The organism is Nonomuraea sp. NPDC051298, from assembly GCF_055586305.1.
This window is the reverse complement of sequence record NZ_JBVJIM010000001.1, coordinates 797,245-823,998: the sequence shown is the minus strand read 5'-3', so window position 1 is coordinate 823,998 and position 26,754 is coordinate 797,245. Positions and strand designations below refer to the sequence as shown.

Genomic DNA, 26,754 nt, shown 5'->3' with positions numbered 1-26,754 from the left:
GGCGGTGGCCGCCGATGAGTTGGCGTGGTGGGTGGTGGATGAGGACCTCGAGCGTACGTGCTCTACCGATTACCCGTTGTCGCCGGCCTCGGAGATGAGTGCTGAGGCCAGCCTGGCTGTCTGGGCGGCGATCTCTCGCGCGGGGATCTGCCTGCCGGTGTCCAGCCACCAGGCGATGGCTTGGAGGAACATCCCTCCCAGGAGGGTGGGGACCAGGTCCCCGGGTGCCTTGGGCAGGTGCTGGGCGGTCATGTCGGCGAGGGTGGCCTGCATCCTGCGGGCGAACCAGGTGCTGCCGTTGCTGCCCAGCAGCGCGCCGTAGAGGCGGTGGTAATGGTCGATGTGCTCGAAGAAGCCGGTCCACCGCTCCAGCACGGGCGTGCTGGGCTGGTCGGTCATGGCCTCGTCGAAGATCTGCTCCACGAGCTGGTACTTGTCGCGGTAGTTGCGGTAGAAGGCGGCCCTGCTCACCATGGCCCGCTCGGTGATCTGCCCGACCGTGAGCCGCTCGAAGCCGTGCTCCTCGATGAGCTCGACCAGGGCCTGCCTGAGCGTCGTTCATCCGTCGACCCTCCGTGTTGCTGAATGTTCCCAGAGCCGTCTCCTGATCGTTCCTGTCGCGGCACAGATCCGCGCACGCCACTCGCATGGTGCGCTCATACGTCAGCTTTGAACGAGCCGCATGGAGATGTAGAAGTTGATCCCTGACCACCTGGTGTGGCGCACCTTCTTCCGCTTGTACTCGCGGAAGCCGAGCTTCTCGTACAAGCGCAGGGCCGGAGCGTTGATGTCGGAGATCTCCTCCAGCACGTATTCGTCGTACTGGGGCAGGGCGAGCAGGTGGGACAGTAAGGCCGTGCCCACGCCTTGGCCTCTGTGCATCGCGCTGGTGGCGACGAACTCAAGTGAGGCCCTCTTGTCCTCGGCGTACGGGAGCGTCGGGCCGAACCTGCGACTGAAGACGATGTCGGCGACGGTTCCCTTGTAGAGGCCGAGATACCGGCGGAACTGGCGTCCGTCGTGTCGGAGCGACGGTTGCCTGCCGTTGGTGCAGGCGACGATCCCGGCGGGCTGCCCGTCGGCGAGGGCGACGTAGAACAGGTCAAGCACCAGAGCGTGCTCCAGGGCTTCGGTGAGTTGCACGGGGTCTTTGGAGAAGAAGGAGAAGTCGGGGCCGAACCCGTCGACGAAGACTGCGGCTATGGCTCGGCGGTATTTCTCGCCCAGGTCGGCGGCGCGTACTACTTCGATCATCGTTCTTCCTTCGCTCTCAGGGCGATGAGTGTCTCGATGCCGTCGAGGAGCAGGCCGAGCCCGAAGGTGAAGTCGGCGTCCTCGACCCACTCCTGCGCACCGCCGAAGGCGCCGGCGCCGAGGGCCGCTGACAGGCCCGGATAGCGCGCCGCGTCGACCAGGCGGGTGAGTATCGCGCCATAGTCGCCGGGCCCCGCCATGCCCGTCTCGTCCGCTCCGCCCCGCAGGCTGTGGGCGAGGGCGGCGGAGCTGACGGCGTACGCGGACAGGGCGGTGGCGATGTTGACGCACTCGCCGGGCTCCAACCCGACGCCGGACAGCGCGACCAGCAACCGGTCCAGCCAGTCCAGCGCGCGCGGCCCGGTCGGCGGAGCCAGTGGCGACACTTCCAGCAGCCAGGGGCTGCCGAGCAGGAAGTCGCGGTAGGCCCGGCTCCAGGCGGCCAGATAGTCCCGCCAGTGCTGCCCGCCGGGCTCGGGCGGCGGGGGCGTGGCCGCGTTCGCCATCGCTGTGAGCAGGTCTTCCTTGCTGCCGACATAGCCGTACAGCGTCATCGGCGACACGCCGAGACGCGCCGCCACACTGCTCATCCGCACCCCCGCCAGCCCTTCGGCATCCGCGATCCCGATGGCGGCCTCGGTTATCCGGCCCAGGGTCAGGCTCGGCCGTGGCCCGTGAGACGTCTTGGGCTCCTGACCCCACATTCGCGCGACGATCGCCGGTATCTCTTGCCCCTTGTCGATGACACGCCTCCGCATCAAATCACTGTACGCCTTACACTGTACCTCCTACACTATACATCGAACGGAGATAGTGGGCAGGCGGCAGGCCGGGGCGTGGGAGAAAGCCGCCGATCTTGCCGCCGAGCCGACCGCGGCGGCCCAGAACCTGCAAGATGCCGCCTACTGTGCCTGCCGATAATGTCATCCGTGCAGGTCAAACGACTTTCCTGGTCCTTCGCGAGGTGTGCCTCACCACCCCCGGTATCAAGGTCGCGCCCTCCACCGCCTGCGAGATCCTCAAGCAGGAAGGTGTTGATCCGGCACCCGAGCGGGCGTCCACGGCGTGGGCCGACTTCCTGTGGTCCCAAGCTGACACCGTCACCTTGAACGGGCAGTGTCAGTACATCCTGGCCGTCATCGAGCCCGCCACCCGACGCGTCCGCGTCCTGGGCGTCACCGCCCACCCGGCCCATCAAGCCCTGGCTCGGGCGGCATCGCTACGTGCAGTCCCGGGTTCCATCATCGATCTGAACGTACGACGGGACCGGCTCGGTGGCACCCTGCACGAACACTCAAGTGCCGCTTGAACTGCACGGACGGAGTTTTCGGCAGGCACGACACCGTTGGCGCCCCACCGCACTTTGGATACGGGGTCACGCCCCCGGCTGCCAGAACGAACAGGTCCTCTCTGCTTGATCACATAGATCATTGAGCACGAGCTACACCCGTTCCAGCCTCCTGCGGGGCCCATGCTCCTCATGACTGGGGAAAGGTAGAGGGCCGGCGCCTGGCCAGGTCACGGCGGTGACGTCGTGTCATCGTGTGTCCGGCTGGAGCTATCCGGCACGAGTGGTAGGAGGATTTCATAGAGGTCGCGAAGCTGGTCGGCGTCGACGGGAGGAAAGACGACAGTTGCTCCGACCGCGAGCAGGTAGGGCAACAGGGCCGCCGTCCGGGCCTCCTCGTCGCTGGCGACGACTGATCGCCACACCCGCTGGAGTGCAGACAGTCTGGCCTCGTCAAGGCGAGTCTGCACGGCACGCACATCCGCATCCCATGTCGCCCACGCCCGCAATGCGACGTCGAGTTCTGGACGATAGAGTCCTGTGCCGCCAGGGCGGACGAGTTTCGTCAGCCGTGCAAGTATCACCCGGGCACCAGCGGATTCACCGACCTCGGAAATTGCATTTTCGAACATTTCGATCGACAGATGTTCGAAATGAGAGAGAAGCGCTTTCTTGTATCCCTCGGCGCCATCGAAGTGATGGTGGAACGACCCTTTCGACAGGTTAAGTCGAGCGGCGATCCGGTCGATTCGAATCCCTGCCGCTCCTTCTTCTGCGAGGACCTTCAGGCCTTCGTCCAGCCACCGGTCTCGTGCCGTGCTCATCGGGAAAACGTACCACTGGGTATGGAGTGCGCCGCGCTTGCCGAGGCGCATGCGGGCTTCATGCCATGAAGCTGAAGACGCCGACCGCGATGCAGATCAGCAGCATGGCGGTGGCGTTGAGGAAGAGGTTACGGCCGAAGTCTCGAGCCGCGATGTGCATCGCGATGGCGACCATGAAGTAGAGGACGAGCGCGGCACAGGTCACGGCGCCGAGATACGGCAGCCAGATTCCCAGGATCAGACCGGCCGCGGCGGCGAACTTCAGCGGTGGCATGATCCACCAGTAACGTCGCGGCCAGTTCACGTCTTCGAGGCACTGGGCGATGAACGGAACGGGCTTGATGCACAGGACGGCATCACCGGCCTGGATGATCGCTAGGACGACAACCGGCCAAACCGGATCGGGCAATGCTGACATCTCTCTCCTCGGGCCATGAAGTGCTCACGATGCACTCGTGCCGTACCATACCGTATAGTACGGAGATGGAGACTGGCTTTGCCGGAAGGAGGGGTGCGTGACGCGATCGGCACCAACGCCGCGAATCCAGGTCCAAACCTCGATCGAGGCCGTGTGGGTGCCGTTTCGCGAACCGCGCCACGTACGAGGGCTGCAGGCAGCGCGGGCGCGACATGACGGGTGCTGGAATCGTCATCGACTACAAGTGCGACACGCATGGAGTAAGTAAAGACCGCGATCGAACGACCGCAGCTCGCCGTCCCCCACTCCGCACGTATTTACCCAAGGCCATCCGAGAAAGGGGTCTCCAATGCATAGAAAACTACGGGCCGCAGGAGTTGCCGTAGCCCTCGCTGGTGCAATCCCCACCGGCTCTAACGCGCGGGATTATGACCCGCACGCGACCATCAAGCCGGTGATGGACGTGGTGGCTCGGGGCTCGTTCCTGGTGGTGTCGCATGCGCGCGACTGACGGGCGGGACACCTCGGGCCGGAGTGTTCGCATCGCTCTCACGCGGCCCGAGCGCCAACATTTCGGACACGATATGTTCTCCCCCATTCCTCATCGGATCCTGGTCCTGACCGCCATACTCACGCTGGCCGGGTGCGGGGTGCTGCCGATGAAGGACGCCGCGCCCCCGCCCGCCACCACTCCGCCGACGTCGAGTGCCCCGGCCGGCAGCGCTCCCCCCGCCACTGCCCCCGCCACTGCCACTGCCACTGCCACGGCATCGGATCAAGACGCCCGGCCGGCCCTGGCGGAAACCCGCAGCACCATGACCGAGAACCTCAAGGTCGAGGTCGTCGGCCTCAACCGCGTCAAGGGCAGGCACCTCATCGCCCAGATCCGCCTGTCCAACACCGGCACCGACAAGCACCTGTCCTGGCCTGGCGAGATGGGCGACCGCACCCGCCCCCTCGGCGCGATCAAGTGGGCCTCCGGCATCGGCGTCCTCGACACGCAGGCCCGCACCTGGCTCCTGCCGTACCAGCCCGCCGACTCTCCCTGCCTGTGCAGCGACCTGGACCGCGACGGCCTCGGCCGCTTCATCGACCCCGGTCGGTCGATCACCGTCTACGCGGTGCTGCCCGCGCCGTCGGGCAACCCCGCGTCGACCACCGTCGTCACCCCCATGAGCCCGCCGATGCTCGACGTGCCCATCAGCGACGAAGCTCCGACCGGCGACTTTCCCGACCCCGATGCCGAGCCCGTCACGCCGGTCACCCGCCGCCTCGTCCTCCCCTCCGAGTCCCTGGACAAATCGGAGGAGACCGCCGACGACGGCAAGGAGTTGCAGGTCAACCTCTCCTCCGACGTGCTGTTCGCGGTGGACAAGGCCACTCTCACCGCCAATGCCAAGTCGATCTTGGCCCGCACGGCCAAGCTCATCGACGCCTCCCCCGCCACAGAGGTGACGGTGGCGGGCCACGCCGACTCCTCCGGCAACGACGCCATCAACGACCCACTGTCACTACGCCGCGCCCAGGCGGTACAACGCGCCCTGTCGGCACTGCTGACCAGGGACGGGATCCGCTTCCAGGCCAAGGGGTACGGCTCACGCCAACCCCTCTACAGCAACGACAGCGATGAGGGCAAACGCCGCAACCGCCGCGTCACGGTCACCTTCCCCAAACCTCAACCCGCCGCCCAGGAACCGGCGGCCACGACCTCTCCCGGCGCGACCGGCCTGACCGACACGACCAAGGCGGACGGCCAGCCCATCGCCATGGAGGTCACGGGCCTGCGCCGACTGCCCGGCGGCCTCGGCCTGCTCACCTACAAGATCACCAACAAGGGATCGGCCGAAACCTGGTTCCGCGACCTTCATCATGCCCAGGACTGGGAGGCGTACAAATACCAAGCCGCAACCAACGTCCGCGTGACCGACGTCGCCGCCCGCCGCCAGTACCTGCCCGGCCGCCTGGAAGTCCCCACCGACGACGGCGTCGACTGCTACTGCGCATGCACAGACGTCTCCGGCGTCCGCATCAGCACCGAGAAGTTCGCACCAGGCCAGACCCGCGAGTTCTGGAACCTCTTCGCCCTGCCCGACACCACCGACGCCCTCAAAGTCAAGATCGGCCCGTTCCACGACCTCCAAGTCCCCATCCAGTAAGTAACGACATCCGGGGTTACCGCCCGGCCATCCCCCGCACATGGAGGTCCGGGCGGCCGGCCGCAAGGGATCACCCGACGATGCGCATGATCGACCTCATGACCCGCACGGAACCGGCGACTCGATTGAGGGTCCTGGCCGCGCTCACCACTCCGCTGCACGGCCGTTGTGGCCAGGCTGGTGAGCGTCACCACCCCGACGGCCGGCGAGAACCTGGCAATCCTGCGAGACGCGTGTTGATCGACAGCAGCCGGGCCGGTCGCACGGCCACGCACGAGCTCACCAAGGCTGGACGTGCTCTCCTGGACGCGGCCTCGCCGCGACCATGACTGGTCGGCGAGCTGCCGGTCCTCCATATCGAACCGGTGCGTGGGTCCATGGCCGCCAGGCGGCAAGCCCACATGGGGCCCACCCGCCGCCGGTTCGTCGCCGCCATGGTCGCTGGTTCCATCACCGGAGCTCTCCTCGGCGGCCTGCTGCCCGGCGTCATCCCGGACCTGGCTCATCCCTGTCCTGGCCATCGTCTTGCTGATCTCGGCCGTCAAGACGCTCCGCCACGCCTGACTGCCGCGCACCTGCTTGCCTTACGTGCCTGACCTGCCTTTACGCGGCTGACCAGCCAATTCGCTTGACAACCCTGGACAACGACCGAAGCGCCGAGTAGGCCGTCGACGAGTGCCTCCATGATCAGCATGGTGGAGAAGAAGCTCCTCGAGGTGGGCGTAGTGGCGGTTCCGAGCGCTTAGGAAATTTGCTCCAGGTGGTGGTCCGGCGGCGTGCCCACTCACGTTGAGAGCAGGAGGCTGTGCAGCTTCGATCGGACGTGGGCCGAAGAGGTGCTCGCCCCCGGTGAGGTGAACCCAGATCGCCTCGGAGGCGCATTGACGTTTGCGATCTCCTGGCGCTCCCAACGTCGGACGGGAGGAGTCGGGAGCGTTGAGCCGACGTTTCTGGATTGTTACCGGAAACAACAAACTAGCCCCCGCCACCCCCTTCCAAAGTGCTCCGTCCCGAAATACGTTGCCGCAAACAACATTCATCCGGGCCCCTCCGGAAGAAAGGACCCTGCACCATGCGCAAGGGGATCCTCAGCATGACCGCCGCGGCAGCCGCGCTCGCCCTCGGTCTCACCGCCTGCGGGGGCGACAGCGGTCAGACCACGACCTCGACCTCGACCGCCTCCGGCTCGGCCGCCCCGGCCAAGGTGGGCAAGGTCGGCGTCATCCTGCCGGACAGCAAGTCCTCCGCCCGGTGGGAGACGGCGGACCGCAAGTACCTGCAGGAGGCGTTCGACGCCGCCGGCGTCCAGTACGACATCCAGAACGCCCAGAACGACAAGACGGCGTTCCAGACCATCGCCGACCAGATGATCACCAACGGCGCGACAGTCCTGATGATCGTGAACCTGGACAGCGGCACCGGCAAGACGGTGATCGACAAGGCCAGGTCGCAGGGCGTGGCCACGATCGACTACGACCGGCTCACGCTCGGCGGCGGCGCCGAGTACTACGTCAGCTTCGACAACACCAAGGTCGGCACCCTCCAGGGCGAGGGCCTGAGCAAGTGCCTGACCGACAAGAAGGCTGACAAGCCGATCGTGGCCTACCTGAACGGGTCGCCGACGGACAACAACGCCACCCTGTTCAAGAACGGCTACGACGGCGTGCTGAAGCCCAAGTTCGACGCGGGCGAGTACGTCAAGGGCCCCGACCAGGCCGTGCCCGAATGGGACAACACCCAGGCCGGCACGATCTTCGAGCAGATGCTGACCCAGCAGCCGAAGATCGCCGGTGTGCTGGCCGCCAACGACGGCCTCGGCAACGCCGCCATCACCGTGCTGAAGAAGAACAACCTCAACGGCAAGGTCCCGGTCACCGGCCAGGACGCCACCGTCCAGGGGTTGCAGAACATCCTGGCGGGCGACCAGTGCATGACCGTCTACAAGGCCGTCAAGAAGGAGGCCGACGCCGCCGCGGCCCTCGCGGTCGCGCTGGCCAAGGGCGAGAAGCCGACGGCGAGCAGCAGCGTCAAGGACCCCGAGTCCGGCCGTGACGTGCCCGCCGAGCTGATGGAGCCGCAGGCCATCTACTTCGACAACGTCAAGGACGTGGTGGCCGACGGTTACGTCACGAAGGAGGACCTGTGCACGGGTGACTTCGCCGAGAAGTGCACCGAGGCAGGAATTCAGTAACTCTGCGGGGTACGGCCCGCGTCACGAGCGCGGCCGTGCCCCTCTCTAGGGAGCCACATGACCCCCCTCCTTGAAGTGCGCGGGATCGACAAGAGCTTCGGTCCGGTGAAGGTGCTGCACAAGGTGGAGCTCTCGGCCTACGCGGGCGAGGTCACCGCCCTGGTCGGAGACAACGGCGCGGGCAAGTCCACGCTGGTCAAGTGCATCGGCGGCATCTATCCGATCGACGCGGGCCAGCTCTTCTTCGACGGCCGCGAGGTCCACGTGCACAGCCCCCGCGACGCGGGCGAGCTGGGCATCGAGATCGTCTACCAGGACCTCGCCCTGTGCGACAACCTCGACATCGTCCAGAACATGTTCCTCGGCAGGGAGCGCAGGAACGGCCTGCTGCTCGACGAGGACACCATGGAGGAACTGGCCGAGAAGACACTGAGCGGTCTGTCCGTCCGTACGGTGAAGTCCATCAGGCAGCAGGTCTCCAGCCTGTCCGGAGGGCAGCGGCAGACCGTGGCCATCGCCAAGGCCGTGCTGTGGAACAGCAAGGTCGTCATCCTCGACGAGCCGACCGCGGCGCTGGGCGTGGCCCAGACGGCGCAGGTGCTGGAGCTGGTGCGCCGGTTGGCCGACACCGGCCTGGCCGTGGTGCTCATCTCGCACAACATGAACGACGTGTTCGCCGTCTCCGACCGGATCGCGGCGCTCTACCTCGGCAGGATGGCCGCCCAGGTCAGGACCTCCGACGTGACGCACGCGCAGGTGGTCGAACTGATCACGTCCGGCCGCAGCGGCGAACTGGGCCTCAAGAACGGGGTCACCTCATGAACAGCCCCACGAACAGCCCGATGAACAGCCCCATGAACAAGGTCAAGGAACTCCCCGGCGAGGCCATCGTCGCGGCGGCGCAGGCCCCGTCGATCAGGAACAGCTTCCTCGCGTACGTCCAGCGGGTCCGCGGCGGCGACATGGGCGCCCTGCCCGCCGTGCTGGGCCTGGTCGTGCTCTGCGTGGTGTTCGCCGCCGCCCGCCCCTCGTTCGTCACCGCCATCAACTTCGCCAACCTGTTCACGCAGGGCGCGGCGATCACGCTCATCGCCATGGGCCTGGTGTTCGTGCTGCTGCTCGGCGAGATCGACCTGTCGGCCGGGTTCGCCAGCGGGGTCTGCGCGGCGGTCCTCGCCGTCACGCTGACCGGCGCCGGCCTGCCCTGGTACGTGTGCGTGCCGGCCGCCGTGCTGACCGGTGTGATCATCGGCACCGTGCTGGGGACGCTGGTGGCCAAGGTCGGCATACCGTCGTTCGTGGTCACGCTGGCCGCCTTCCTCGCCTTCCAGGGCCTGGTGCTGGTGCTGGTCGACGAGGGCACGAACATCTCCATCCGCGACAGCGTGGTCGTCGCCATCGCCAACAGGAACCTGGCGCCCTGGCTCGGCTGGGTGCTGTACGCGGTCTGCGTGGGGGTGTTCGCCGGGGTGCAGCTCCGGCGGGCCAGGAACCGCGCCAGACGCGGCCTGGTCGCCGACCCGCTCTCGCTGATCGCGTTCCGGGTCGGCCTGCTGGCGCTGTTCGCCGGGCTCGCGGTCTTCGCGCTCAACCTCGAACGCAGCCGCAACCCCGCGCTCGTCTCGCTGACCGGCGTGCCGATCGTGGTGCCGCTCATCCTGGCGCTGCTCATCGCCTGGACGCTGGTGCTGCGCAGGACCGCGTTCGGACGCCACCTGTACGCGGTCGGCGGCAACACCGAGGCCGCCCGGCGGGCCGGCATCCCGGTGGACCGGATCAAGATCAGCGCGTTCGTGATCTGCTCCGCGATGGCCGCCGTCGGCGGGATCGTGGCCGCGTCCAGGGCCAGCTCCGTCGACCCGAACACGGGCGGCTCCTCCGTCCTGCTGTATGCGGTCGGCGCGGCCGTGATCGGCGGCACCAGTCTCTTCGGCGGCAAGGGCAGGGTGCTCGACGCCGTGCTCGGCGGCGCCGTGGTGGCCGTGATCGAGAACGGCATGGGCCTGATGGGATACGGTTCGAGCGTGAAATACCTGGTCACAGGGTCTGTATTGCTGCTGGCCGCAGGCGTCGACGCGCTGGCGCGCAAGCGGGCGGCTGCCGCTGGTCTAAGGTGAGCAGCGACTCACAGCCCCTGAAGGACCCTCAGACGATGCGTGCCGGCCCCTCCCAAGAGGACATCAGGCGCCACAACCTCGGCGCGCTGCTGCGCCATGTCCACCTGGGCGGGCCGATCTCCCGCGCCGAGCTGACCTCGAAGCTGGGGCTCAACCGCAGCACCATCATGGCGCTGACCTCCGACCTCACCGCCGCCGGGCTGGTGCGCGAGGAGCTGCCGCGCGAGACGGGCCGCGCCGGGCGGCCCTCGCTCGTGGTGCGCCCCGAGTCGGCGCGGGTCTACGTCTTCGCCTTCGACGTGGGCCCCGACCGGCTGGCGGCGGCGCGGGTCGGGCTGGGCGGGGTGATCCTCGACCGGCGGGAGACCGTACGCGACCGCGACACGTTCGAGCTGGACGAGCTGACGGGCGTGCTGGCCGGGTTCGCCCGGCTGATGCGCCGCAAGACCCGCGACGACACGGTCTGCGTGGGGGCGGCGGCGGCCGTGTCGGGCGGCGTGCGCAAGGCCGACGGCGTGGTCAGGTTCGGGCCCAATCTCAAGGCCGAGGAGGTGCCGTTCGGCGAGGAGCTGGGCCGACGGCTCGGCCTGGGCCTGCCGGTCAGCGTGGGCAACGACGCGAACCTGGGCGCGCTCGCCGAGCACAGCCGGGGCGTCGGCGCGGGCGTCAGAGACCTCATCTACCTGCACGGTGACGTCGGCATCGGCGGCGGCATCATCGCCGCCGGCCACCTGCTGGGCGGCCACGAAGGCTACGGCGGCGAGGTCGGCCACATGGTCGTCAACCCCGGGGGCCGCGCCTGCGGGTGCGGCTCGCACGGGTGCCTGGAGGCGGAGGTGGGGGAGCGGGCCCTGCTGGAGTCGGCCGGGCGCGCCTCGGCGGGGCGGCAGGGCCGCGACGCGGTGCGCGCCGTGGTGGATGCCGCCGACCGGGGCGACATCGTGGCCCAGGAGGCGCTCAGCCGGGTGGGCGACTGGCTCGGGCTGGGCGTGGCCAACCTGGTGAACGTCTTCAACCCGGAGATGGTGATCTTCGGGGGGATGCTGCGGGAGATCTACCTGGGGTCGGCGGCCCAGGTGCGTTCGCAGCTCACCCTGCATGCCATGGCGCCGCAGCGGGAGCGGCTGCGGCTGCGCACGTCGGCGCTGGGCGACTCGGCCACCCTGGTGGGCGCGGCCGAGTTGGCCTTCGCCCACGTCCTGTCCGACCCGCTGGAAGTCCTCGCCCGCGTCAACGGCTGACCCCGCGACCCTTCCCTCTCGGCGGCCCTCTCGGCGGCCCTCGGCGGCCCTCTCGGGGGCTCGAACTCCTCAGCCGACTTTGTCCCGGTCGGCCGTCCACGTGTTGCAGTCGGCCGTGGAACCGCCCCGGTAGCCACGGTCCTGCCAGAACGCCAGGTTGCGGGGCTTGCCGTGGACGTCGCTCTCGTCCGCCGTCCGTACGGCCGTGATCCAGTCCTCCCACGTGATCCCCGGTTCGATCGACGTGAGCGTGGCCCGGTAGAAGACTCCGGCGAAGCACTCGGCCTGCATCTCCAGCCGGTGGCTCAGCAGCCTGCGCGCCCCGTCGGAGGCGGGCACGTACAGCGCCGCCTGCGCGTCCAGCACCCCGATGAGCTGCTGCACGTGGTGCCCCCACTCGTGGGCGACGGAGTGCGCGATGTTCATCCTGAAGGGGTCGCGCAGGTCGTTCTTCATGATCCGGATGACGATCGTGCGCTGGTCAGGGCAGTACTGCGCGCCGCTGCTGGTGATCGTCCCGCACACCGAGTCGTTCCCGGTGGTGACCGTCACCTCGGGCGGGCCGTACGCCAGGCCGGCGGCGGCGAACCGGCCGGACCAGAAGCGGTCGGCGCAGTCGGCCATCGCCCGGTGGAAGGACCTGAGCGAGGCCACGCTGCCGAGCCGGATCGCGGGCACCGCGCAGGACTGGCGGGCCGTGTCCTCGCCGTCCTCGCCCATCGCGCTCAGCAGCCCGGCCTGCGTGACGCGGCCAGCGGCCCGTGCGGGGGCGGGGGCGAGCAGGCCCGCGACCACGCACGTGGCCAGCGCTATGAGAGATATGCGCATGATCGCGGATCTTAGGCGTTCTGAGGGGTTTTGTAGAGGTATCTCTGGGCGAGAGGTCTAAAGGACCTTGGCCGCGGGGGCGGTCCAGGTGTTGCAGGCGCTCGCCGACTGGGCGGTGAAGCCGCGCTGCAGCCAGTGGGCGTTGTTGCCGTCGTTGCCGTGCGTCTGGTCGGCCCCGCTGCGCACCTTCACGCCGATGGCGCTCAGGTCGAGGAAGTTGTGCGTGGACTCGAGTATCGCGTCCCAGTCGGCGTCGTCGCGGCCGAGCGAGGTCCACACGCGGCCCACGAACGCGCCCGACAGGCACTGCGCCTGCAGCTCGGAGCGGCGGATGCCGTCGAGCGTGCGCTTGCCGGCCTTCGCGCTGCCGTAGAACGCGGAGGTGACCTTCCAGATGCCGGTGAGCTGCTGGACGTGGTGGCCGTACTCGTGGGCGAGCACCACCATCAGCGCCAGGTTCGTCGGCTCCTCGACGATCTCCGGGCTGAGCAGCACGGTGATCGACTTCGCCGCCGGGCAGTAGAGTGCCTGCGCGCCCGCGGGGAAGCGTCCGCACGGGGTCTTCTCGCCCACCTTGGTCACCACGGCGAGCTTCGGCGAGCCAAACCCGTAGCCCGCCTTCTTGACCACGGGGCTCCACGCCTTCTTGAGGCAGCCCATCACGGTCTCGAAGTAGACCGTCGCCTCCTCGACGGTCCCGTTCTGGACCGTCGGCTCCTCACACGTGTCCGTGCCGAGCTTGCCCGTCTTGTACAGCGGGTTCTTCGTCAGGGCCGGCTTGAACGCCGGCGCCGCGGAGGACGTGGCCGCGTGGGCGGTACCGGCGAACAGCACGCTCACCAGGGCGCCCGCCATGAGCGCCAATCGGGGGATACGCATGGGAAGGCACCCTATTAAAGAGGGAGTTCCAGGTAAAGGCAGATTAAAGAGGCGTCAGGTGACTTTTCGGGGATCGGCGGCCCAGGTGTTGCACGCGCCGGGAGTGCCCCGGTTGAAACCCCTCGTCATCCACGCCGCCTGCGTCGGCCCCCTGCCGTGGTCGTTCTGCGGCCAGCCCTTGGCGCCGTTCTTCCTGAACCAGTTCACCGTGTACGCCCAGTCGGCGTCCGTGACCAGCGACGTGCCCTTCATCGTGCTCATGAAGACCGCGGAAAAGCACTCGGCCTGCAACTCGGAATTGCGCGAGAGTTGCAGCCGCCTGGCCTTGCCGGCGATCGCGCGGGCCGTCCAGTAGTACCTCCAGATGCCGGAGACCTGCTGGACGTGGTGGCCGTACTCGTGGGCGATCAGCCGGGTGATGCCCAGCGGGAACGGGTTGCGGAGCTGGTCCTTGCTGATCATCAGGTACATCGTGCGGTCGGCGGCGCAGTAGACGCCGTCCGCGCCGGTGTTCCACGCCCCGCACGGCGTGTGTACCTTCCTGGTGATGATGCGCAGGCGCGGCTTGGTGAACGACATCCTCGCCTTGCGGAACTGCGCGCCCCACGCCTTGTTCAGGCAGGCCGTCACCCGGGTCAGGAACCGCCGGTAGGCCACCATGCTCCCCGCGGGGAGCGCGCCGGGCGAGCAGTTCGCGTCGGCGAGGCGGCCGGTCCTGTAGAGGCGGCTCGCCGTCGCCAGGCTCTGTCCCGTCTGCGCGGCCGGCTGCTTGCCCTTGCCGTCGCCGCCGTTGTTGGCGTCACCGTCGCCGGGGGCCTTCGCGGGCGGGGACGCTAACTGCTGGGCCTCGTTCACCGGGTCGGCGGACGTGGTGGCCACGTCCGCCAGAACGAGCACCAGAGCTGCCACGGCCAGGGCGAGCGCCAGCACGACTGCGACGAGTGCCACAAGTCGGCCTTTGGGGACGGAGTTCATAGGTATCGAAAGACTAGGTCAAGCGCTGACATATGTGGGTGGATTTGACTCGATGGAGTCAGTGAGGCATCCGCGAACTACACTCGTGGGATCGGCGCAAAAAGAAGAGGGGAGTCGCATCCGTGAGCGGGTTGCTGGGCTCGATCAAGGGACCGCATGACGTCAAACGGCTCAGTGTCGAGGAGTTGCCGCGGCTCGCGGGGGAGATCCGTGACGTCCTCGTCGACTCGTGCGCCAGGTTCGGCGGTCACCTCGGTCCCAACCTCGGCGTGGTGGAGCTCACCATCGCCCTCCACCGCGTCTTCGACTCCCCCGACGACCCCGTCGTCTGGGACACCGGCCACCAGGCGTACGTGCACAAGGTCCTCACCGGCAGGGCCGCCGGCTTGGCGGCGCTCAAGCAGGAGGGTGGCCTGTCCGGCTACCCGAGCCAGGCCGAGTCCGAGCACGACTTCGTCGAGAACTCCCACGCCTCGACCGCGCTGTCCTACGCCGACGGCCTGGCCAAGGCGTTCAAGCTGCGCGGCGAGCGCGACCGCACGGTGGTCGCGGTGATCGGCGACGGCGCCCTGACCGGCGGCATGGCCTGGGAGGCGCTCAACAACATCGCCGCCGTCGAAGACCTGCCGGTCGTGATCGTCGTCAACGACAACGGCCGCTCCTACTCGCCCACGATCGGCGGCCTGGCCTCCCACCTGTCCACCCTGCGCGTCACCCGCCGCTACGAGGACCTGCTCGGATACGTCAAAGACAAGATCGGGAACGTGCCGGTCCTCTACGACGCGCTGCACGGGCTCAAGAAGGGGGTCAAAGACGTCCTGGCGCCCCAGGCCCTGTTCGAAGACCTCGGCCTCAAATACGTCGGCCCCATCGACGGCCACGACGAGCAGGCCATGGAGGCGGCGCTGCGCAAGGCCCGCGACTTCCGCGGCCCCGTCATCGTGCACGCCCTCACCCAGAAGGGCCGCGGCTACAGCCCCGCGGAAAACCACGACGAAGACCAGTTCCACTCGCCCGGCGCCTTCGACCGGGCCACCGGCGCGGAAAAGCCCAAGGGCCGCATCTGGACCAACGTCTTCAGCGAAGAGCTGGTCAGGCTCGGCAAGGAGCGCGACGACCTGGTCGCGATCACCGCCGCCATGCTCCACCCGACCGGCCTGCACGCCTTCGCCGAGGCGTTCCCCGAGCGCATCTACGACGTCGGCATCGCCGAGCAGCACGCGCTGACCAGCGCCGCCGGGCTCGCGCTCGGCGGCCTGCACCCGGTGGTGGCCGTCTACGCCACGTTCCTCAACCGGGCCTTCGACCAGCTCCTCATGGACGTCGCCCTGCACCGGCTGCCGGTCACGGTCGTGCTCGACCGGGCGGGCGTCACGGGTGACGACGGTGCCAGCCACAACGGCATGTGGGACCTGTCGATCCTCCAGGTCGTCCCCGGGCTCCGGATCGCGGTGCCGCGCGACGGGGAGCGGCTGACCGAGCTGCTGCGCGAGGCCGTCGAGGTCACCGACGGCCCCACCGTGCTGCGCTTCCCCAAGGGCCCGGTCGCCGAGTCCGTCGAGCCCGTCGGCAAGCTGGGCGAGATGGACCTTCTGCGCGCCGCCGACGAAGAGCCCGGGGTGCTGCTCGTCGGCGTCGGCCCGATGGCCCAGGTCTGCCTCGAGGCTGCCGTCCTGCTCGACGCGCAGGGCATTCCGGCCACCGTGGTCGACCCCCGCTGGGTCAAGCCGCTCGACGAGGCGCTCGTGCTGGCCGCCTCCGCCCACAAGCTGGTGGCGGTCGTCGAGGACAACGGCCGGGTGGGCGGCGTGGGTGACGCGGTGGCCCGCCTGCTGCGTGACGCCGACGTCGACGTGCCCGTACGCACCTACGGCATCCCGCAGCAGTTCCTCGACCACGCCAAGCGGGCCGCGATCCTCGGCCGGATCGGACTGACCGGCCAAGACCTGGCCCGTCAGATCACCGAGGCGGTCGCGAAGCGTACCTCTGCCGTGGAGCCCGCCTCCCACTGACCTGGAGATAGGGCCGGTCGGCTGCCGCGAGGGCTCCGTGCGAGCCCTCGCGGGCCGGGTCCGCGCGGGCGTGATCACGGGGGGTGTGGGAAGGATCACCAGGTGTGGAGATCTTTCGCACGAAGAGCGTCGAGCAGTCGATCCGCGACACCGAGGCCCCCGAGCACCAACTGCGAAAGCGTCTGACCGCCACCGATCTGACCGTCTTCGGCATCGGCGTGATCGTCGGCACCGGGATCTTCGTGCTGACGGGGCAGGTCGCCAGGGAGATGGCGGGCCCGGCGGTGGCGGTCTCGTTCGTGGTCGCGGGCATCGTGTGCGGGCTCGCGGCGCTGTGCTACGCCGAGTTCGCCTCCACGATCCCGGTCGCCGGCTCCGCCTACACCTTCTCCTTCGCGACCCTGGGCGAGTTCCCCGCGTGGGTGATCGGCTGGGACCTGACGCTGGAGCTGGCGCTGGCCGCCGCCGTGGTGGCGGTCGGCTGGTCGGGCTACTTCGCCTCGCTGCTGTCGTCCGTCGGCCTCGGCCTGCCCGCCTGGATGGCCGGCGACGACCCGGTGGTGAACATCCCGGCCGTGCTCATCGTGCTGATCCTCACCCTGGTGCTGGTGGCCGGGATCAAGCTGTCCTCGCGGGTCAACCTGATCCTGGTCGCCACCAAGATCGCGGTGGTGCTGCTGGTCATCGTGGCGGGGCTGTTCTTCGTCAAGGCCGCCAACTACACGCCGTTCATCCCCGAGGCGGTCTCCACGGCGCGCGTCGAGGGGCTCAAGGCGCCGCTCATCCAGGTGCTGTTCGGGATCACGCCGGTGGCGTTCGGGGTGATCGGCATCTTCTCCGCGGCGGCGATCGTGTTCTTCGCCTTCATCGGGTTCGACATCGTGGCCACCGCCGCCGAGGAGACCGTCGAGCCGCAGCGTGACGTACCGCGCGGGATCATCGGCTCGCTGGCCATCTGCACGGTCCTGTACGTGGCCGTCTCGCTCGTCGTCGTCGGCATGCAGCGCTACGACCGGCTGAGCACGTCGGCGCCGCTGTCGGACGCCTTCGTCGCGGTCGGCCACGCCTGGCTGGCCACGATCATCAGCCTGGGGGCGATCGCCGGCCTGACGACCGTGGTGCTCGTGCTGCTGCTCGGCCAGACCCGGGTGCTGTTCGCCATGTGCCGTGACGGGCTGCTGCCGCGCCCGCTGGCGAAGGTGCACCCCGTCTACGGCACTCCGGCCCGGCTCACGGTCGTCGTCGGGCTGGTCACGATGGCGCTGGCCGGGTTCGTGTCGTTCGGCGAGCTGGCCGAGCTGGTCAACATCGGGACGCTGTTCGCGTTCGTGGTGGTGTCGGTCGGGGTGCTGATCCTCCGGCGGACCCGGCCCGACCTGCCACGGGGGTTCCGGGTGCCGCTGGTGCCGGTGCTCCCGGTGGCGTCCGTGCTGGCGTGCCTCTACCTGATGCTCAACCTGCCCGTGCAGACGTGGCTGAGGTTTCTCGTGTGGATGGTCGTCGGCGTGCTCGTCTACTTCGTCTACGGCTACTGGCACAGCCGGGCGGCGGCCCCCGGCAGCGGCCCGGACGCCGAGCGCGCGGACCCTGCCGGGTGACCTGCCCGCCCGGTCAGAGCGCGAGGACGGCTCCCGTGGCCGCGCGCATCTGGCAGCCGTTGACGAAGACCTTGGCCCACTTCACGTGGGTTTCGTGCCAGCGGCCGGCGACGACGACCGCGTGCGGCTTGATCTCCTTGGTGCACGTGGTGTTCGGCGCCACGTTGAGCTGCGACGGCTCGCCCTTGACCTGCTGCAGCAGGCGGCAGGCCGCGCGGGCGTTGGGGTGGGTGCCCCCGACGGGCGCGCAGTGGAGCCAGGCCGTCTTCGTGCCCCCGCCCTTGACGGCATCGACGATCTTGAGCTGCACCTTGGGCGGGGGTGCGGCCAGCGTGGGTGACGACGTGCCCAGCAGGAAGGCGCCGCAGAGTGCGATGGTGCCGGCTGCTCTCATCATGACTACTCTCCGTTCGTAGGACGGCACCAAACGCTACGACGGAGACGGGGGAGAGGTGAGGAGACCCGCGTACGGGCCTCCTCAAGGCCCCTTAAAATCAGGCGGGCAGCGAGGCCGCCCCAGGCGGGAGGAACCGGGGCCGCGAGACGCCGGTCCTGTCCAGATACGGCGTGATCCCGCCCAGGTGGAACGGCCACCCGGCGCCGAGGATCATGCACAGGTCGATGTCCTGCGGCGCGGCCACCACGCCCTCGTCCAGCATGATCCGGATCTCCCTCGCCAGCGCCGCCAGCACGCGCTCGCGTACCTGCTCGGCCGTGGACGGGGCCGAGCCGCCCGCGAAGAGCGCCACCGCCTCGAGGTCGAGCGTGAAGTCGGGCCGGTAGACGCCCGGCTTGCCGGAGGCGACCAGTTTGCCCATGTTCTCCGAGACGCCGAAGCGGTCGGGGAAGGCCGCGTGCAGCGTCTCGGCCACGTGCAGGCCGACGGCCGGGCCGACCAGTTGCAGCAGCGCGAACGGCGTCATCGGCAGCCCGAGCCCGTCGAGCGCGTGCTCGGCGGTCTCCAGCGGCGTGCCCTCGTCCACGGCCGCCACGACCTCGCCCATGAAGCAGGTGAGCAGCCGGTTGACCACGAACGCCGGCGCGTCCTTCACCAGCACCGACGACTTCCTCAGCGCCTTGCCCACCGCGAACGCGGTGGCCAGCGTGGCGTCGTCGGTGGCGGCGCCCTTGATGATCTCCAGCAGCGGCATGACCGCGACCGGGTTGAAGAAGTGGAAGCCGACCAGCCGCTCCGGGTGGGCCAGTTCGGCGCCCATCTCGGTCAGCGAGAGCGAGGAGGTGTTGGTGGCCAGCACGCACTCGGCCGACACCACGGCCTCGACCTCGGCGAACACCTGCTTCTTGACCGCCAGGTCCTCGAACACGGCCTCGATCACGAAGTCGGCGTCGGCGAAGGCGTCCTTGGTCAGCGAACCCGTCACCAGCGACGTGAGCCGGTTGGCCTGGTCCTGCGAGATGCGGCCCTTGGTCAGCAGCTTGGCCACCTCGGCGCGTACGTACCCGACGCCCTTGTCCAGGCGGGCCTGGTCGAGGTCGGTCAGCACGACCGGCACCTCCAGGCGGCGCGCGAACAGCAGCGCCATCTGCGAGGCCATCAGCCCCGCGCCCACCACGCCGACCTTGGTGACCTTGCGGGCCAGCGCGGCGTCGGGGGCGCCCGCCGGGCGCTTGGCGCGGCGCTGCACCAGGTCGAACGAGTAGAGCCCGGCCCGCAGCTCGTCGCCCATGAGCAGGTCGGCCAGCGCGTCGTCCTCGGCGGCGAAGCCCTCGTCGCGACCGGCCGTCTCGGCCAGCGCGATCAGGTCGAGCGCCCGGTACGGCGCGGGGGAGGCGCCACGCAGCTTCATGTCCACCAGGAACCGCGCGTCGGCGACCGCCTTCTCCCAGCCGTCGTGGGCCGGCCGCGCCACCGTGACCTCGCCCTTGACGACGCGGGCGGCCCAGCGCAGCGACTCCTCCAGGAAGTCGGCGGGCTCGAACAGCGCGTCGGCGACGCCCAGCTCGTACGCGTCCCTGCCCTTGATCATGCGGTTGTTCGACAGGGGGTTCTCGATGATGAGCTTGACCGCCTTCGCCGGGCCGACGAGGCGCGGCAGGAGCTGCGTGCCGCCCCAGCCGGGCACCAGGCCGAGGAAGCACTCCGGCAGCGCCACCGCGGGCACGCCCGCCGAGATCGTCCGGTAGGCGCAGTGCAGCGCGAGCTCCAGGCCGCCGCCCATGGCCGCGCCGTTGACGAACGCGAACGACGGGACCGCCAGCTCACCGAGCCGCCGGAAGACGTGGTGCCCGAGCGCGCCGATGGCCAGCGCCTTCTCGCGCGCGGCCACGCTCGCCGCGCCCTTGAGGTCGGCGCCGACCGCGAAGATGAACGGCTTGCCCGTCACGCCCACCGCGGCCAGGTCGGTACGCTCGGCGATCTCCGACAGCGCCCCGTTCAGCGCGAACAGCCCGTGCGGGCCGAACGTGTTGGGCTTGGTGTGGTCGAAGCCGTTGTCCAGCGTGATCAGCGCCATCGTGCCGGCCCCGTAGGGGAGCCGCACGTCGCGCACCAGCGCCTTGGTGACCACCTCGTCGGAGTTGCGCTCGCTCAGCAGCGCCCGCCACACGTCCATCTCACTCATGCCAGGTTCTCCCAGATCACGGTGCCGCCCATGCCCATGCCGACGCACATGGTGGTGATGCCGTAACGCACGTCGGGACGCTCGCCGAACTGCCGGGCGAGCTGCGTCATCAGCCGCACGCCGGAGGAGGCGAGCGGGTGCCCGTAGGCGATCGCGCCGCCGTAGGGGTTGACGCGGGGATCGTCGTCGGCGAGGCCGAAGTGATCGAGGAAGGCCAGCACCTGGACGGCGAACGCCTCGTTGATCTCGAAGAGCCCGATGTCCGAGATCTCGAGATCCGCCAGGCGGAGCGCCCGTTCCGTGGACGGGATCGGCCCGATGCCCATCACCTCGGGGTCCACCCCCGCGAACGCGTACGACACCAGCCGCATCTTCGGCCCCAGCCCCAGCTCGGCCGCGACGTCCGCGGCGGCCACCACGCACCCGGTGGCGCCGTCGTTGATGCCGGAGGAGTTGCCCGCCGTGACGTGGCCGTGCGGCCGGAACGGCGTCTTGAGCGCGCTCAGCCCCTCCATCGTGGTGCCCGGCCGCGGCGCCTCGTCCTCGACGGCCAGGCCCCAGCCCCGCTCCGCCGTCCTGATCGCGGCCGGCACCAGGTCGGGCTGGATCTTGCCGTCGGCGTACGCCTTGGCCGCCTTCTCCTGCGACAGCACCGCGTACGTGTCGGCGCGGCCCTTGGTGATCGACGGGTAGCGGTCGTGCAGGTTTTCCGCCGTCATGCCCATGACCAGCGCGCTCGGGTCGACCAGCTTCTCCGACAGGAAACGTGGGTTCGGGTCGACGCCCTCGCCCATCGGGTGGCGGCCCATGTGCTCGACGCCGCCGGCGATGGCCACGTCGTACGCGCCGAACGCGATGCCGCCCGCGACCGTGGTCACCGCGGTCATCGCGCCCGCGCACATGCGGTCGATCGCGTAGCCGGGCACGGACTTGGGCAGCCCGGCCAGCACGGCGGCCGAGCGGCCGATCGTCAGGCCCTGGTCGCCGATCTGCGTGGTCGCGGCGATGGCGACCTCGTCCACGCGTTCTGGGGGCAGGTTGGGATTGCGCCTGATGAGCTCGCGGATGACGCGGACGACCAGGTCGTCGGCGCGGGTCTCCGCGTACAGCCCCTTCGGCCCCGACCTGCCGAAAGGCGTGCGCACGCCGTCCACGAACACGACGTCACGAGAGGAAGGCACGGATTCGCTCCTCGTTGTTAGCAGGGGTTCCGGTCCTATGCTACTCGTCAGTAACTACTCCGCAGACGAGGGCCACGGTGAGCAGGGCGTAGACCACGCCGATGGCCGGCTCCCAGAGATGGGCGCGGGCCCCGAGCAGGGCCGCCACCGCCATGGCGGCTCCCGTCCAGAGCACCGCGCCCTCTCTCGGACGCGCGCCGCGGCCGGGGTCCCACGGATCGCCGGGCGATCCGCCCGACCGCAGCGCACGCGCCACTGTCCCCACCGCGTCCCGTGCCCACCACAGCAGGAACAACACCCCCGCGGCCACGCTGATCAGCGACAGCGCCTCGGCGGCCCGGCTCAGGACGTCGGCGAACGCGTAGTGGGCGGCCTGCAGGAAGAGGCGCGGAACGGTCCAGCCGAGCAGCAGCGTCACCGCCCAGCAGCAGGCGAGGGCCAGCCGCGTCAGCGGGCGGGACGCGCCGGAGCGGGCGTCGGCGTACAGTTCGCGCTCGCGCCGCCGCACCCGGCGGGCCCGGACGCCCCAGACGTACTGGGTGATCGCCAGCGCGGGCAGGGCGGCGGCGAACACCGCCAGTGACAGCACGGCCAGCGGTAACGTCTGCTCCCTGGTCGAGGCCCGGTCGGCGAGCACCTGCACGGTGGTCAGCAGCGCGATCGAGGCGGAGAGCGCCACGAGGGCGCCGCGCCGCGCGGTCCTGGCGCGGGCGCGCAGCCCGGCCACCTCCTGGGCGCCGGGGGGCGGTGCCATCTCGGTCAACAGCATGACCGTCATGATGGCGTCACCGTACGTGGTGGCGCCGGAAGTTCGTGTGCTTTGGATGGAGCCCTCGCTCCTCAGGACGGGCCCGGGTGAGGAAGGAGTACCGGTGTGGTCAGGTCCGCCGGATGACGGGATGGTGAACCACCCGGGACTGACGTGCTTATCTTTCTTCTACCTGTTGGGAGATATGCTTCGCGATCATGTCGCAAGGGGTGAACCGCGTGAGAAGGCAGCAGGAGGAGGAAGCCGTTCTCGGACGCCGGGTCGCGCCGCCGGCCGAGCCACCACCGCCGGGCTCGCACAAACGACCCTCCGAGCCGCGCCGGGGCCGGCTGACCCCGTTCGGCTGGGTGAGCCTGGGGCTGACGCTCGTGCTGGTGGCCGTCTCGCTCGGCGGGTACGGCTACTACCGCTACCTGGAGAGCCTGATCGACCGCACCCCGATGGAGCCGGGCGCCAGCCGCCCGCCCGAGACCGGCGCGCTCAACGTCCTGCTCGTCGGGTCCGACTCCCGCGAGGGCGACAACAAGGCGTACGGCCCCAAGTCGCAGGGCCTGGGCGAGCGCACCGACACGATCATGCTCCTGCACATCGCACCCAACCGCGACAACGCCACCATGATCAGCTTTCCGCGCGACTCCATGGTCATGATCCCCGAGTGCACGGGCGCGAACGGCGCCGTCCTGACGGCCGGGATCCGCCAGATCAACTCCGCGTTCAACGACGGCGGCATCAACTGCACGATCAAGACCCTCGAGGCCCTCACCAACATCAAGATCGACCACTTCGTGAAGGTCGACTTCACCGGCTTCAAGTCCATCATCGACGCCATCGGCGGCATCGAGATCTGCCTGCCGAAGCCGGTGAACGACCCCCAGGCCAAGCTGGTGCTCGACGCGGGCAAGCACGTGGTGAACGGGGAGCAGGCGCTGGGCTACGTACGCACCCGGTACGCCCTGGGCGACGGCAGCGACCTGGACCGGATCCAGCGCCAGCAGGTCTTCCTCACCGCCGTGCTGAAGGAGGTCACCGACGGCGGCCTGCTCGCCGACCCCGGCAAGCTGGACGCCTTCCTCCAGGCCGCCATCCGGGCCGTCAGCGTGGACGACGGGCTCTCCCTCGAGGAGATGCTGGAGATCGGCAGGAGCGTCAGCGGGCTGACCGCCAAGGAGCTGAAGGGCATCACGGTGCCGGTCGAGGCGTACCCGCCGGACAAGAACCGGGTGCAGTTCGCCGAGCCGGCCGCGCGCGACTTCTTCGAGAGCGTACGCAACGACACCGAGATCACCGCCGCCCCCACGCCCGGCAAGTCCACCGCGCCGAAGATCGAGAACGAGCAGGTGCGCCTGCAGGTGCTCAACGCCACCGGCGAGGTGGGCAAGGCCAGCCAGGTGGCCGACGCGCTGGCCGCCCAGGGGTTCGCGGTCGCGCAGGTCGGCAACGCCGCCCCGGCCGACACCACCACGATCCGGTACGCGAAGAAGGACGCCCAGGACGGGCCCGCCTACGGTGACGTGGTGGCCGCGCGGCTGTCGAAGGACAAGCGGAAGCCCGTGGTGGGCAAGATCAAACCGCTCAACACGCAGCCGTACGAGCCGACGGCGCAACCCACCGCGACCTCCGCCGCGACGCCCGCGGAGTCGGCCGCCGAGCCGCCCGGCGGGCCGGTCATCCAGCTCGTCATCGGTAAGGACTGGCCGGGGGTGCGGGTGGTGTCGGCCATCCCCGACTCGCTCAAGGACAAGGTCGTCGACAGCAACACCAACCCGTGCCAGTGACGCCCGGATGCGGCGGGGCGGGGCCCGCCAGGCCCTGACGCCGCCGTCCACGGCGATCGTCGGGGCTCGTCAGGCCGTGACGCCGCCGTCCACGGCGATCGTCGTGCCCGTGACGGCACGCCCGCCCTCCCCGGCCAGGTACGACACGGCGGCGGCGATCTCGTCGGGAGTGCAGTAGCGCCCCAGCGCCGTGTACCGCCGCTCGTCGTCGGCCTCGGGGCTGTCGGCCGGGTTCATCTCGGTGTCGGTCGAGCCGGGGCTGACCACGTTCGCGGTGATGCCGCGCGGGCCCAGGTCCCTGGCCAGGCCCTTGGCCAGGCCGCTCAACGCCGACTTGCTCATCGAGTACGCCGTCCACCCCGCGTACGGCACCCGCTCGGCCAGGCTGCTGCCGATCAGGACGATCGCCGCCCCCGCGCCCATGTGCCGCGACGCCGCCTGGGCCAGCACGAACGACGCCCGCGCGTGCACGGTCAGCAACTCGTCCACGTCGGCGAGCGACATGTCCTCCAGCGCTCCGTAGGCGGCGATGCCCGCGTTGCTCACCAGCACGTCGAGACGGCCCAGCTCGCGCGCCGTCTCCTCGACCGCCGCCACCAACTCGGTCGCGTCGGACGCCTCCGCCCGCAGGCCGAGCGACCGCCCGTCGGCCGCCTCGATCTCCTTGAGCACGGCGTCGGCCCGGTCGGCGGCGCTCCGGTAGGTGATCGCCACGTCGAACCCGTCAGCCGCCAGCCGCCGCGCGACGGCCGCGCCGATGCCCCTGCTGCCCCCGGTCACCAGGGCAACTCTCCTCGTCATGATGTCTCCTTGATGCGGAATAGGTTCCGGTTCGACTGTAAGCGGAACGCGTTCCGCATGCAACCGGTGCGTCGGCGGACGACGGTGCGAGGATGGACACTGCGAGACGCGAGCGCGCCGACGCGGGGGACGGGTGCCGCGGGGGAGACGCGCGAACGCACGGACGCCTCGCTGCCCGCCCACCGGCTCAGGGGAGTGCGGGGTGGGGTCGAGCGGGTGAAGGCGGCGCTCGACGACCTGCTCTACGGGGTCATCGGCGGCTGACGGCGGCACTCCGGCCAACCGTTCGCCATACCCGGCATTGGGACGGTCCAATCCTTATCGGGGCAGATGTTACGCAGAGTAGTTTTAGTGAAACAAGTGAAATATCCAGACAAGTAGTGGTAGGAAAGGGCGCGGTCCGCATTCGTACTAGAGAGGTTCCACCGTGGCGCGCGACGAGAACGACAGGCCATACGAGGATGGACAGGGTAGGTCGTTAAACCCCGAGTTGACGGGCGACGTGCTGTCTCCGCGGTGGAGCACCGATGACACCGACGAGCAGCCCGCGATCCAGGTGGTCGGCAACGAGACCTACATCATGCCCCCCGGCGGTGGTCCGCTGACCAGCGTGGGCGGGCGTGACGTGTTCGACGACCCGGAGCCGCGTGACGTGCTGTCGGGCGACCCGCACGACGTGCTCGGTGACGGTACCCGGCACGACGTGCTGGCCGGCGCCAGTGGCGCTCATGACGTGCTCGGGGCCCACGACCTCGGCGGGCCGAGCGGCGCCCACCACGTGCTCTCCGCTCACGACCTCGGCGGGCCGAGCGGTTCGCACGACGTGGTGGGCGGCGCGTACGAGGCGTACGACGCGTACGACACCTATGGTGAGCAGAGCGGACCGCACCGGGTGGAGGGCGACGACAACGCGTACCTTCCGCTGGACCGCGGCTACGAGGCCGGGCGCGACGACGACCGCGACCACCGCGGTGATCGCGACCACCACGACGACGGCTACCGGGACGACCGCGACTACCGGGACGACCGCGACTTCCACGACGACCACGACGACGACCGGCCCAAGCGCGGCTTCCTCGGCTCCGGCTGGACCGACGACTCGCCGGAGTCCCGTGACACCCGCGACTCCCGCGACTCCCGTGACTCCTACGACGACGGGGGTTCCGGTGACGGCGAGGGCGAGGTGCGCCGCCGTACCAGGCTGCTGCTGGTGGCGGCCGTCGCGGTGGTGCTGGTCGGCGTGGGTGTCGGCTGGATGCTGACCGGCCCGTCCTCCGACGACCCCTGCGCGGGCAACGCGTGCGCCAGCGCGGGTCAGGTGACCTCGCCGTCCGAGTCGACCGTCCCCGAGGAGGAGGTGCCGGTCGAGGAGGAGTTCGACACCGGCGAGCCCACCGACTCGGCCACCGCGGAGCCGACCGACTCCGAGTCCGCGATGCCGACCCCCACGCAGCAGCGGGCCCGGCCGACGCGCGAGCCCTCCGAGCGTCCGTCGCCCACCGGCGACGACACGCCGACCAGGAAGAACACCGGCGAGCCCACGCGCTCGCCCGAGCGCACGATGAACGACACCGCGCCCTCCGGCGACGAGCGCGACAACAGCGACAGCGGCAGTGGCCGTTCGGGCGACGGGCAGTCGGACTCGAGTGAGAACGCGCCCTCCACCCAGGCGCCCCCCACGACCCAGGCGCCGGCCCCCGCGCCCACGCAGGAAGAGCGCAAGGGCCTGTTCGACATCCTCTTCCCCTGGGCCTGAGCCCTCGGGGATCCCTGGGGCTGAGCCCCTCGGGGATCCTTGTGGGAGCCCCTTTCGGGGGATCTCGGGCGGGGCATCCTGTTCTCGTAGGCCGTGGGCGTGGCAGGAT

The 26,754-nt window shown here is 69.6% G+C and carries 24 protein-coding genes; 11 read left to right on the top strand and 13 right to left on the bottom strand.

The window, feature by feature from the left end:
* Positions 1-69: 69 nt before the first annotated feature.
* From ACZ6S0_RS04025 to ACZ6S0_RS04015, 3 genes are all read right to left on the bottom strand, one after another.
* The gene (locus ACZ6S0_RS04025; RefSeq protein WP_465913387.1) at positions 70-540 is read right to left on the bottom strand and encodes a TetR/AcrR family transcriptional regulator; all 471 of its coding nucleotides are present in this window, start codon (positions 538-540) and stop codon (positions 70-72) included.
* A 123-nt stretch (positions 541-663) separates the two neighbouring features.
* Complete coding sequence (locus ACZ6S0_RS04020; RefSeq protein WP_465913087.1) at positions 664-1,254, bottom strand: GNAT family N-acetyltransferase; 591 nt, start codon at positions 1,252-1,254, stop codon at positions 664-666.
* Complete coding sequence (locus ACZ6S0_RS04015) at positions 1,251-2,012, bottom strand: TetR/AcrR family transcriptional regulator (RefSeq protein WP_465913086.1); 762 nt, start codon at positions 2,010-2,012, stop codon at positions 1,251-1,253. The genes ACZ6S0_RS04020 and ACZ6S0_RS04015 overlap by 4 nt, the downstream gene beginning before the upstream one ends.
* Before the next feature lie 149 nt (positions 2,013-2,161).
* Here ACZ6S0_RS04015 and ACZ6S0_RS04010 point away from each other — a divergent pair, with 149 nt between their 5' ends.
* Positions 2,162-2,563, top strand: a complete 402-nt coding sequence (locus tag ACZ6S0_RS04010) for a hypothetical protein (protein ID WP_465913085.1) — start codon at positions 2,162-2,164, stop codon at positions 2,561-2,563.
* Between the two features lie 209 nt (positions 2,564-2,772).
* Here the strand turns inward: ACZ6S0_RS04010 and ACZ6S0_RS04005 are convergent, their stop codons facing one another.
* Positions 2,773-3,417: a TetR family transcriptional regulator gene (locus ACZ6S0_RS04005; protein WP_465913084.1), complete on the bottom strand. Its 645-nt coding sequence runs from the start codon at positions 3,415-3,417 to the stop codon at positions 2,773-2,775.
* 7 nt (positions 3,418-3,424) lie between these two features.
* Entirely contained in the window at positions 3,425-3,784 is a 360-nt protein-coding gene (locus tag ACZ6S0_RS04000) for a DoxX family protein (protein ID WP_465913083.1), read from the bottom strand.
* Positions 3,785-4,599: 815 nt separating this feature from the next.
* Between ACZ6S0_RS04000 and ACZ6S0_RS03995 the strand changes: the two genes are divergently transcribed.
* The 5 genes from ACZ6S0_RS03995 (at position 4,600) to ACZ6S0_RS03975 (ending at position 11,489) form a co-directional block, all read left to right on the top strand.
* Complete coding sequence (locus tag ACZ6S0_RS03995; protein WP_465913082.1) at positions 4,600-5,940, top strand: OmpA family protein; 1,341 nt, start codon at positions 4,600-4,602, stop codon at positions 5,938-5,940.
* A 1,072-nt stretch (positions 5,941-7,012) separates the two neighbouring features.
* Positions 7,013-8,131, top strand: a complete 1,119-nt coding sequence (locus ACZ6S0_RS03990) for a sugar ABC transporter substrate-binding protein (protein ID WP_465913081.1) — start codon at positions 7,013-7,015, stop codon at positions 8,129-8,131.
* A gap of 57 nt (positions 8,132-8,188) precedes the next feature.
* Positions 8,189-8,953: an ATP-binding cassette domain-containing protein gene (locus ACZ6S0_RS03985; RefSeq protein WP_465913080.1), complete on the top strand. Its 765-nt coding sequence runs from the start codon at positions 8,189-8,191 to the stop codon at positions 8,951-8,953.
* A complete protein-coding gene (locus ACZ6S0_RS03980) occupies positions 8,950-10,248 on the top strand; it encodes a sugar ABC transporter permease (RefSeq protein WP_465913079.1) in 1,299 nt (432 codons plus the stop codon). Before ACZ6S0_RS03985 ends, ACZ6S0_RS03980 begins: the two co-directional genes overlap by 4 nt.
* A gap of 35 nt (positions 10,249-10,283) precedes the next feature.
* Complete coding sequence (locus ACZ6S0_RS03975; protein WP_344886049.1) at positions 10,284-11,489, top strand: ROK family transcriptional regulator; 1,206 nt, start codon at positions 10,284-10,286, stop codon at positions 11,487-11,489.
* A gap of 69 nt (positions 11,490-11,558) precedes the next feature.
* Here ACZ6S0_RS03975 and ACZ6S0_RS03970 read toward each other — a convergent pair whose 3' ends face one another.
* From ACZ6S0_RS03970 to ACZ6S0_RS03960, 3 genes are read right to left on the bottom strand one after another with little or no spacing between them, the layout of a single operon-like run.
* Positions 11,559-12,317: a neutral zinc metallopeptidase gene (locus ACZ6S0_RS03970; protein WP_465913078.1), complete on the bottom strand. Its 759-nt coding sequence runs from the start codon at positions 12,315-12,317 to the stop codon at positions 11,559-11,561.
* Between the two features lie 57 nt (positions 12,318-12,374).
* Positions 12,375-13,196 (bottom strand): neutral zinc metallopeptidase, encoded by an 822-nt coding sequence (locus tag ACZ6S0_RS03965; RefSeq protein WP_465913077.1) that lies wholly within the window; start codon positions 13,194-13,196, stop codon positions 12,375-12,377.
* Positions 13,197-13,250: 54 nt separating this feature from the next.
* On the bottom strand, positions 13,251-14,144 hold the full coding sequence (locus ACZ6S0_RS03960) for a neutral zinc metallopeptidase (protein WP_465913076.1): 894 nt from the start codon (positions 14,142-14,144) through the stop codon (positions 13,251-13,253).
* Between the two features lie 158 nt (positions 14,145-14,302).
* Here ACZ6S0_RS03960 and dxs point away from each other — a divergent pair, with 158 nt between their 5' ends.
* Together dxs and ACZ6S0_RS03950 are read left to right on the top strand one after the other, a co-directional pair.
* Positions 14,303-16,183 carry a 1-deoxy-D-xylulose-5-phosphate synthase gene (gene dxs / locus ACZ6S0_RS03955; RefSeq protein ID WP_465913385.1) on the top strand — a complete coding sequence of 627 codons (1,881 nt, stop codon included), beginning with the start codon at positions 14,303-14,305 and terminating at the stop codon, positions 16,181-16,183.
* Positions 16,184-16,287: 104 nt separating this feature from the next.
* Complete coding sequence (locus ACZ6S0_RS03950) at positions 16,288-17,781, top strand: amino acid permease (protein WP_465913075.1); 1,494 nt, start codon at positions 16,288-16,290, stop codon at positions 17,779-17,781.
* A 13-nt stretch (positions 17,782-17,794) separates the two neighbouring features.
* Here the strand turns inward: ACZ6S0_RS03950 and ACZ6S0_RS03945 are convergent, their stop codons facing one another.
* From ACZ6S0_RS03945 to ACZ6S0_RS03930, 4 genes are all read right to left on the bottom strand, one after another.
* Positions 17,795-18,178 (bottom strand): SSI family serine proteinase inhibitor, encoded by a 384-nt coding sequence (locus ACZ6S0_RS03945; RefSeq protein ID WP_465913074.1) that lies wholly within the window; start codon positions 18,176-18,178, stop codon positions 17,795-17,797.
* Between the two features lie 97 nt (positions 18,179-18,275).
* The gene (locus ACZ6S0_RS03940; protein WP_465913073.1) at positions 18,276-20,363 is read right to left on the bottom strand and encodes a 3-hydroxyacyl-CoA dehydrogenase NAD-binding domain-containing protein; all 2,088 of its coding nucleotides are present in this window, start codon (positions 20,361-20,363) and stop codon (positions 18,276-18,278) included.
* On the bottom strand, positions 20,360-21,544 hold the full coding sequence (locus ACZ6S0_RS03935) for a thiolase family protein (protein WP_465913072.1): 1,185 nt from the start codon (positions 21,542-21,544) through the stop codon (positions 20,360-20,362). Before ACZ6S0_RS03935 ends, ACZ6S0_RS03940 begins: the two co-directional genes overlap by 4 nt.
* A gap of 40 nt (positions 21,545-21,584) precedes the next feature.
* Positions 21,585-22,313, bottom strand: a complete 729-nt coding sequence (locus tag ACZ6S0_RS03930) for a hypothetical protein (RefSeq protein WP_465913071.1) — start codon at positions 22,311-22,313, stop codon at positions 21,585-21,587.
* Between the two features lie 218 nt (positions 22,314-22,531).
* On the opposite strand from ACZ6S0_RS03930, the gene ACZ6S0_RS03925 reads away from it, so the two are divergent.
* Entirely contained in the window at positions 22,532-24,088 is a 1,557-nt protein-coding gene (locus tag ACZ6S0_RS03925; protein ID WP_465913070.1) for an LCP family protein, read from the top strand.
* A gap of 69 nt (positions 24,089-24,157) precedes the next feature.
* On the opposite strand, the gene ACZ6S0_RS03920 is transcribed toward ACZ6S0_RS03925, so the two are convergent.
* On the bottom strand, positions 24,158-24,889 hold the full coding sequence (locus ACZ6S0_RS03920) for an SDR family NAD(P)-dependent oxidoreductase (RefSeq protein WP_465913069.1): 732 nt from the start codon (positions 24,887-24,889) through the stop codon (positions 24,158-24,160).
* Between the two features lie 84 nt (positions 24,890-24,973).
* On the opposite strand from ACZ6S0_RS03920, the gene ACZ6S0_RS03915 reads away from it, so the two are divergent.
* A complete protein-coding gene (locus tag ACZ6S0_RS03915) occupies positions 24,974-25,153 on the top strand; it encodes a hypothetical protein (protein WP_465913068.1) in 180 nt (59 codons plus the stop codon).
* Positions 25,154-25,391: 238 nt separating this feature from the next.
* Entirely contained in the window at positions 25,392-26,645 is a 1,254-nt protein-coding gene (locus tag ACZ6S0_RS03910) for a hypothetical protein (protein ID WP_465913067.1), read from the top strand.
* Positions 26,646-26,754: the final 109 nt, after the last annotated feature.

Bases quoted from the DNA above. Each gene is read 5' to 3' on its own strand.
- ACZ6S0_RS03985 (WP_465913080.1), top strand. From the start codon at position 8,189: ATGACCCCCCTCCTTGAAGTGCGCGGGATCGACAAGAGCTTCGGTCCG.
- ACZ6S0_RS04020 (WP_465913087.1), bottom strand. From the start codon at position 1,254: ATGATCGAAGTAGTACGCGCCGCCGACCTGGGCGAGAAATACCGCCGA.
- ACZ6S0_RS03965 (WP_465913077.1), bottom strand. From the start codon at position 13,196: ATGCGTATCCCCCGATTGGCGCTCATGGCGGGCGCCCTGGTGAGCGTG.
- ACZ6S0_RS03945 (WP_465913074.1), bottom strand. From the start codon at position 18,178: ATGATGAGAGCAGCCGGCACCATCGCACTCTGCGGCGCCTTCCTGCTG.
- ACZ6S0_RS03920 (WP_465913069.1), bottom strand. From the start codon at position 24,889: ATGACGAGGAGAGTTGCCCTGGTGACCGGGGGCAGCAGGGGCATCGGC.
- ACZ6S0_RS04000 (WP_465913083.1), bottom strand. From the start codon at position 3,784: ATGTCAGCATTGCCCGATCCGGTTTGGCCGGTTGTCGTCCTAGCGATC.
- ACZ6S0_RS03990 (WP_465913081.1), top strand. From the start codon at position 7,013: ATGCGCAAGGGGATCCTCAGCATGACCGCCGCGGCAGCCGCGCTCGCC.
- ACZ6S0_RS03975 (WP_344886049.1), top strand. From the start codon at position 10,284: ATGCGTGCCGGCCCCTCCCAAGAGGACATCAGGCGCCACAACCTCGGC.
- ACZ6S0_RS03940 (WP_465913073.1), bottom strand. From the start codon at position 20,363: ATGAGTGAGATGGACGTGTGGCGGGCGCTGCTGAGCGAGCGCAACTCC.
- ACZ6S0_RS03980 (WP_465913079.1), top strand. From the start codon at position 8,950: ATGAACAGCCCCACGAACAGCCCGATGAACAGCCCCATGAACAAGGTC.
- ACZ6S0_RS03970 (WP_465913078.1), bottom strand. From the start codon at position 12,317: ATGCGCATATCTCTCATAGCGCTGGCCACGTGCGTGGTCGCGGGCCTG.
- ACZ6S0_RS03930 (WP_465913071.1), bottom strand. From the start codon at position 22,313: ATGCTGTTGACCGAGATGGCACCGCCCCCCGGCGCCCAGGAGGTGGCC.
- ACZ6S0_RS03995 (WP_465913082.1), top strand. From the start codon at position 4,600: ATGACCGAGAACCTCAAGGTCGAGGTCGTCGGCCTCAACCGCGTCAAG.
- ACZ6S0_RS04015 (WP_465913086.1), bottom strand. From the start codon at position 2,012: ATGCGGAGGCGTGTCATCGACAAGGGGCAAGAGATACCGGCGATCGTC.
- ACZ6S0_RS04005 (WP_465913084.1), bottom strand. From the start codon at position 3,417: ATGCGCCTCGGCAAGCGCGGCGCACTCCATACCCAGTGGTACGTTTTC.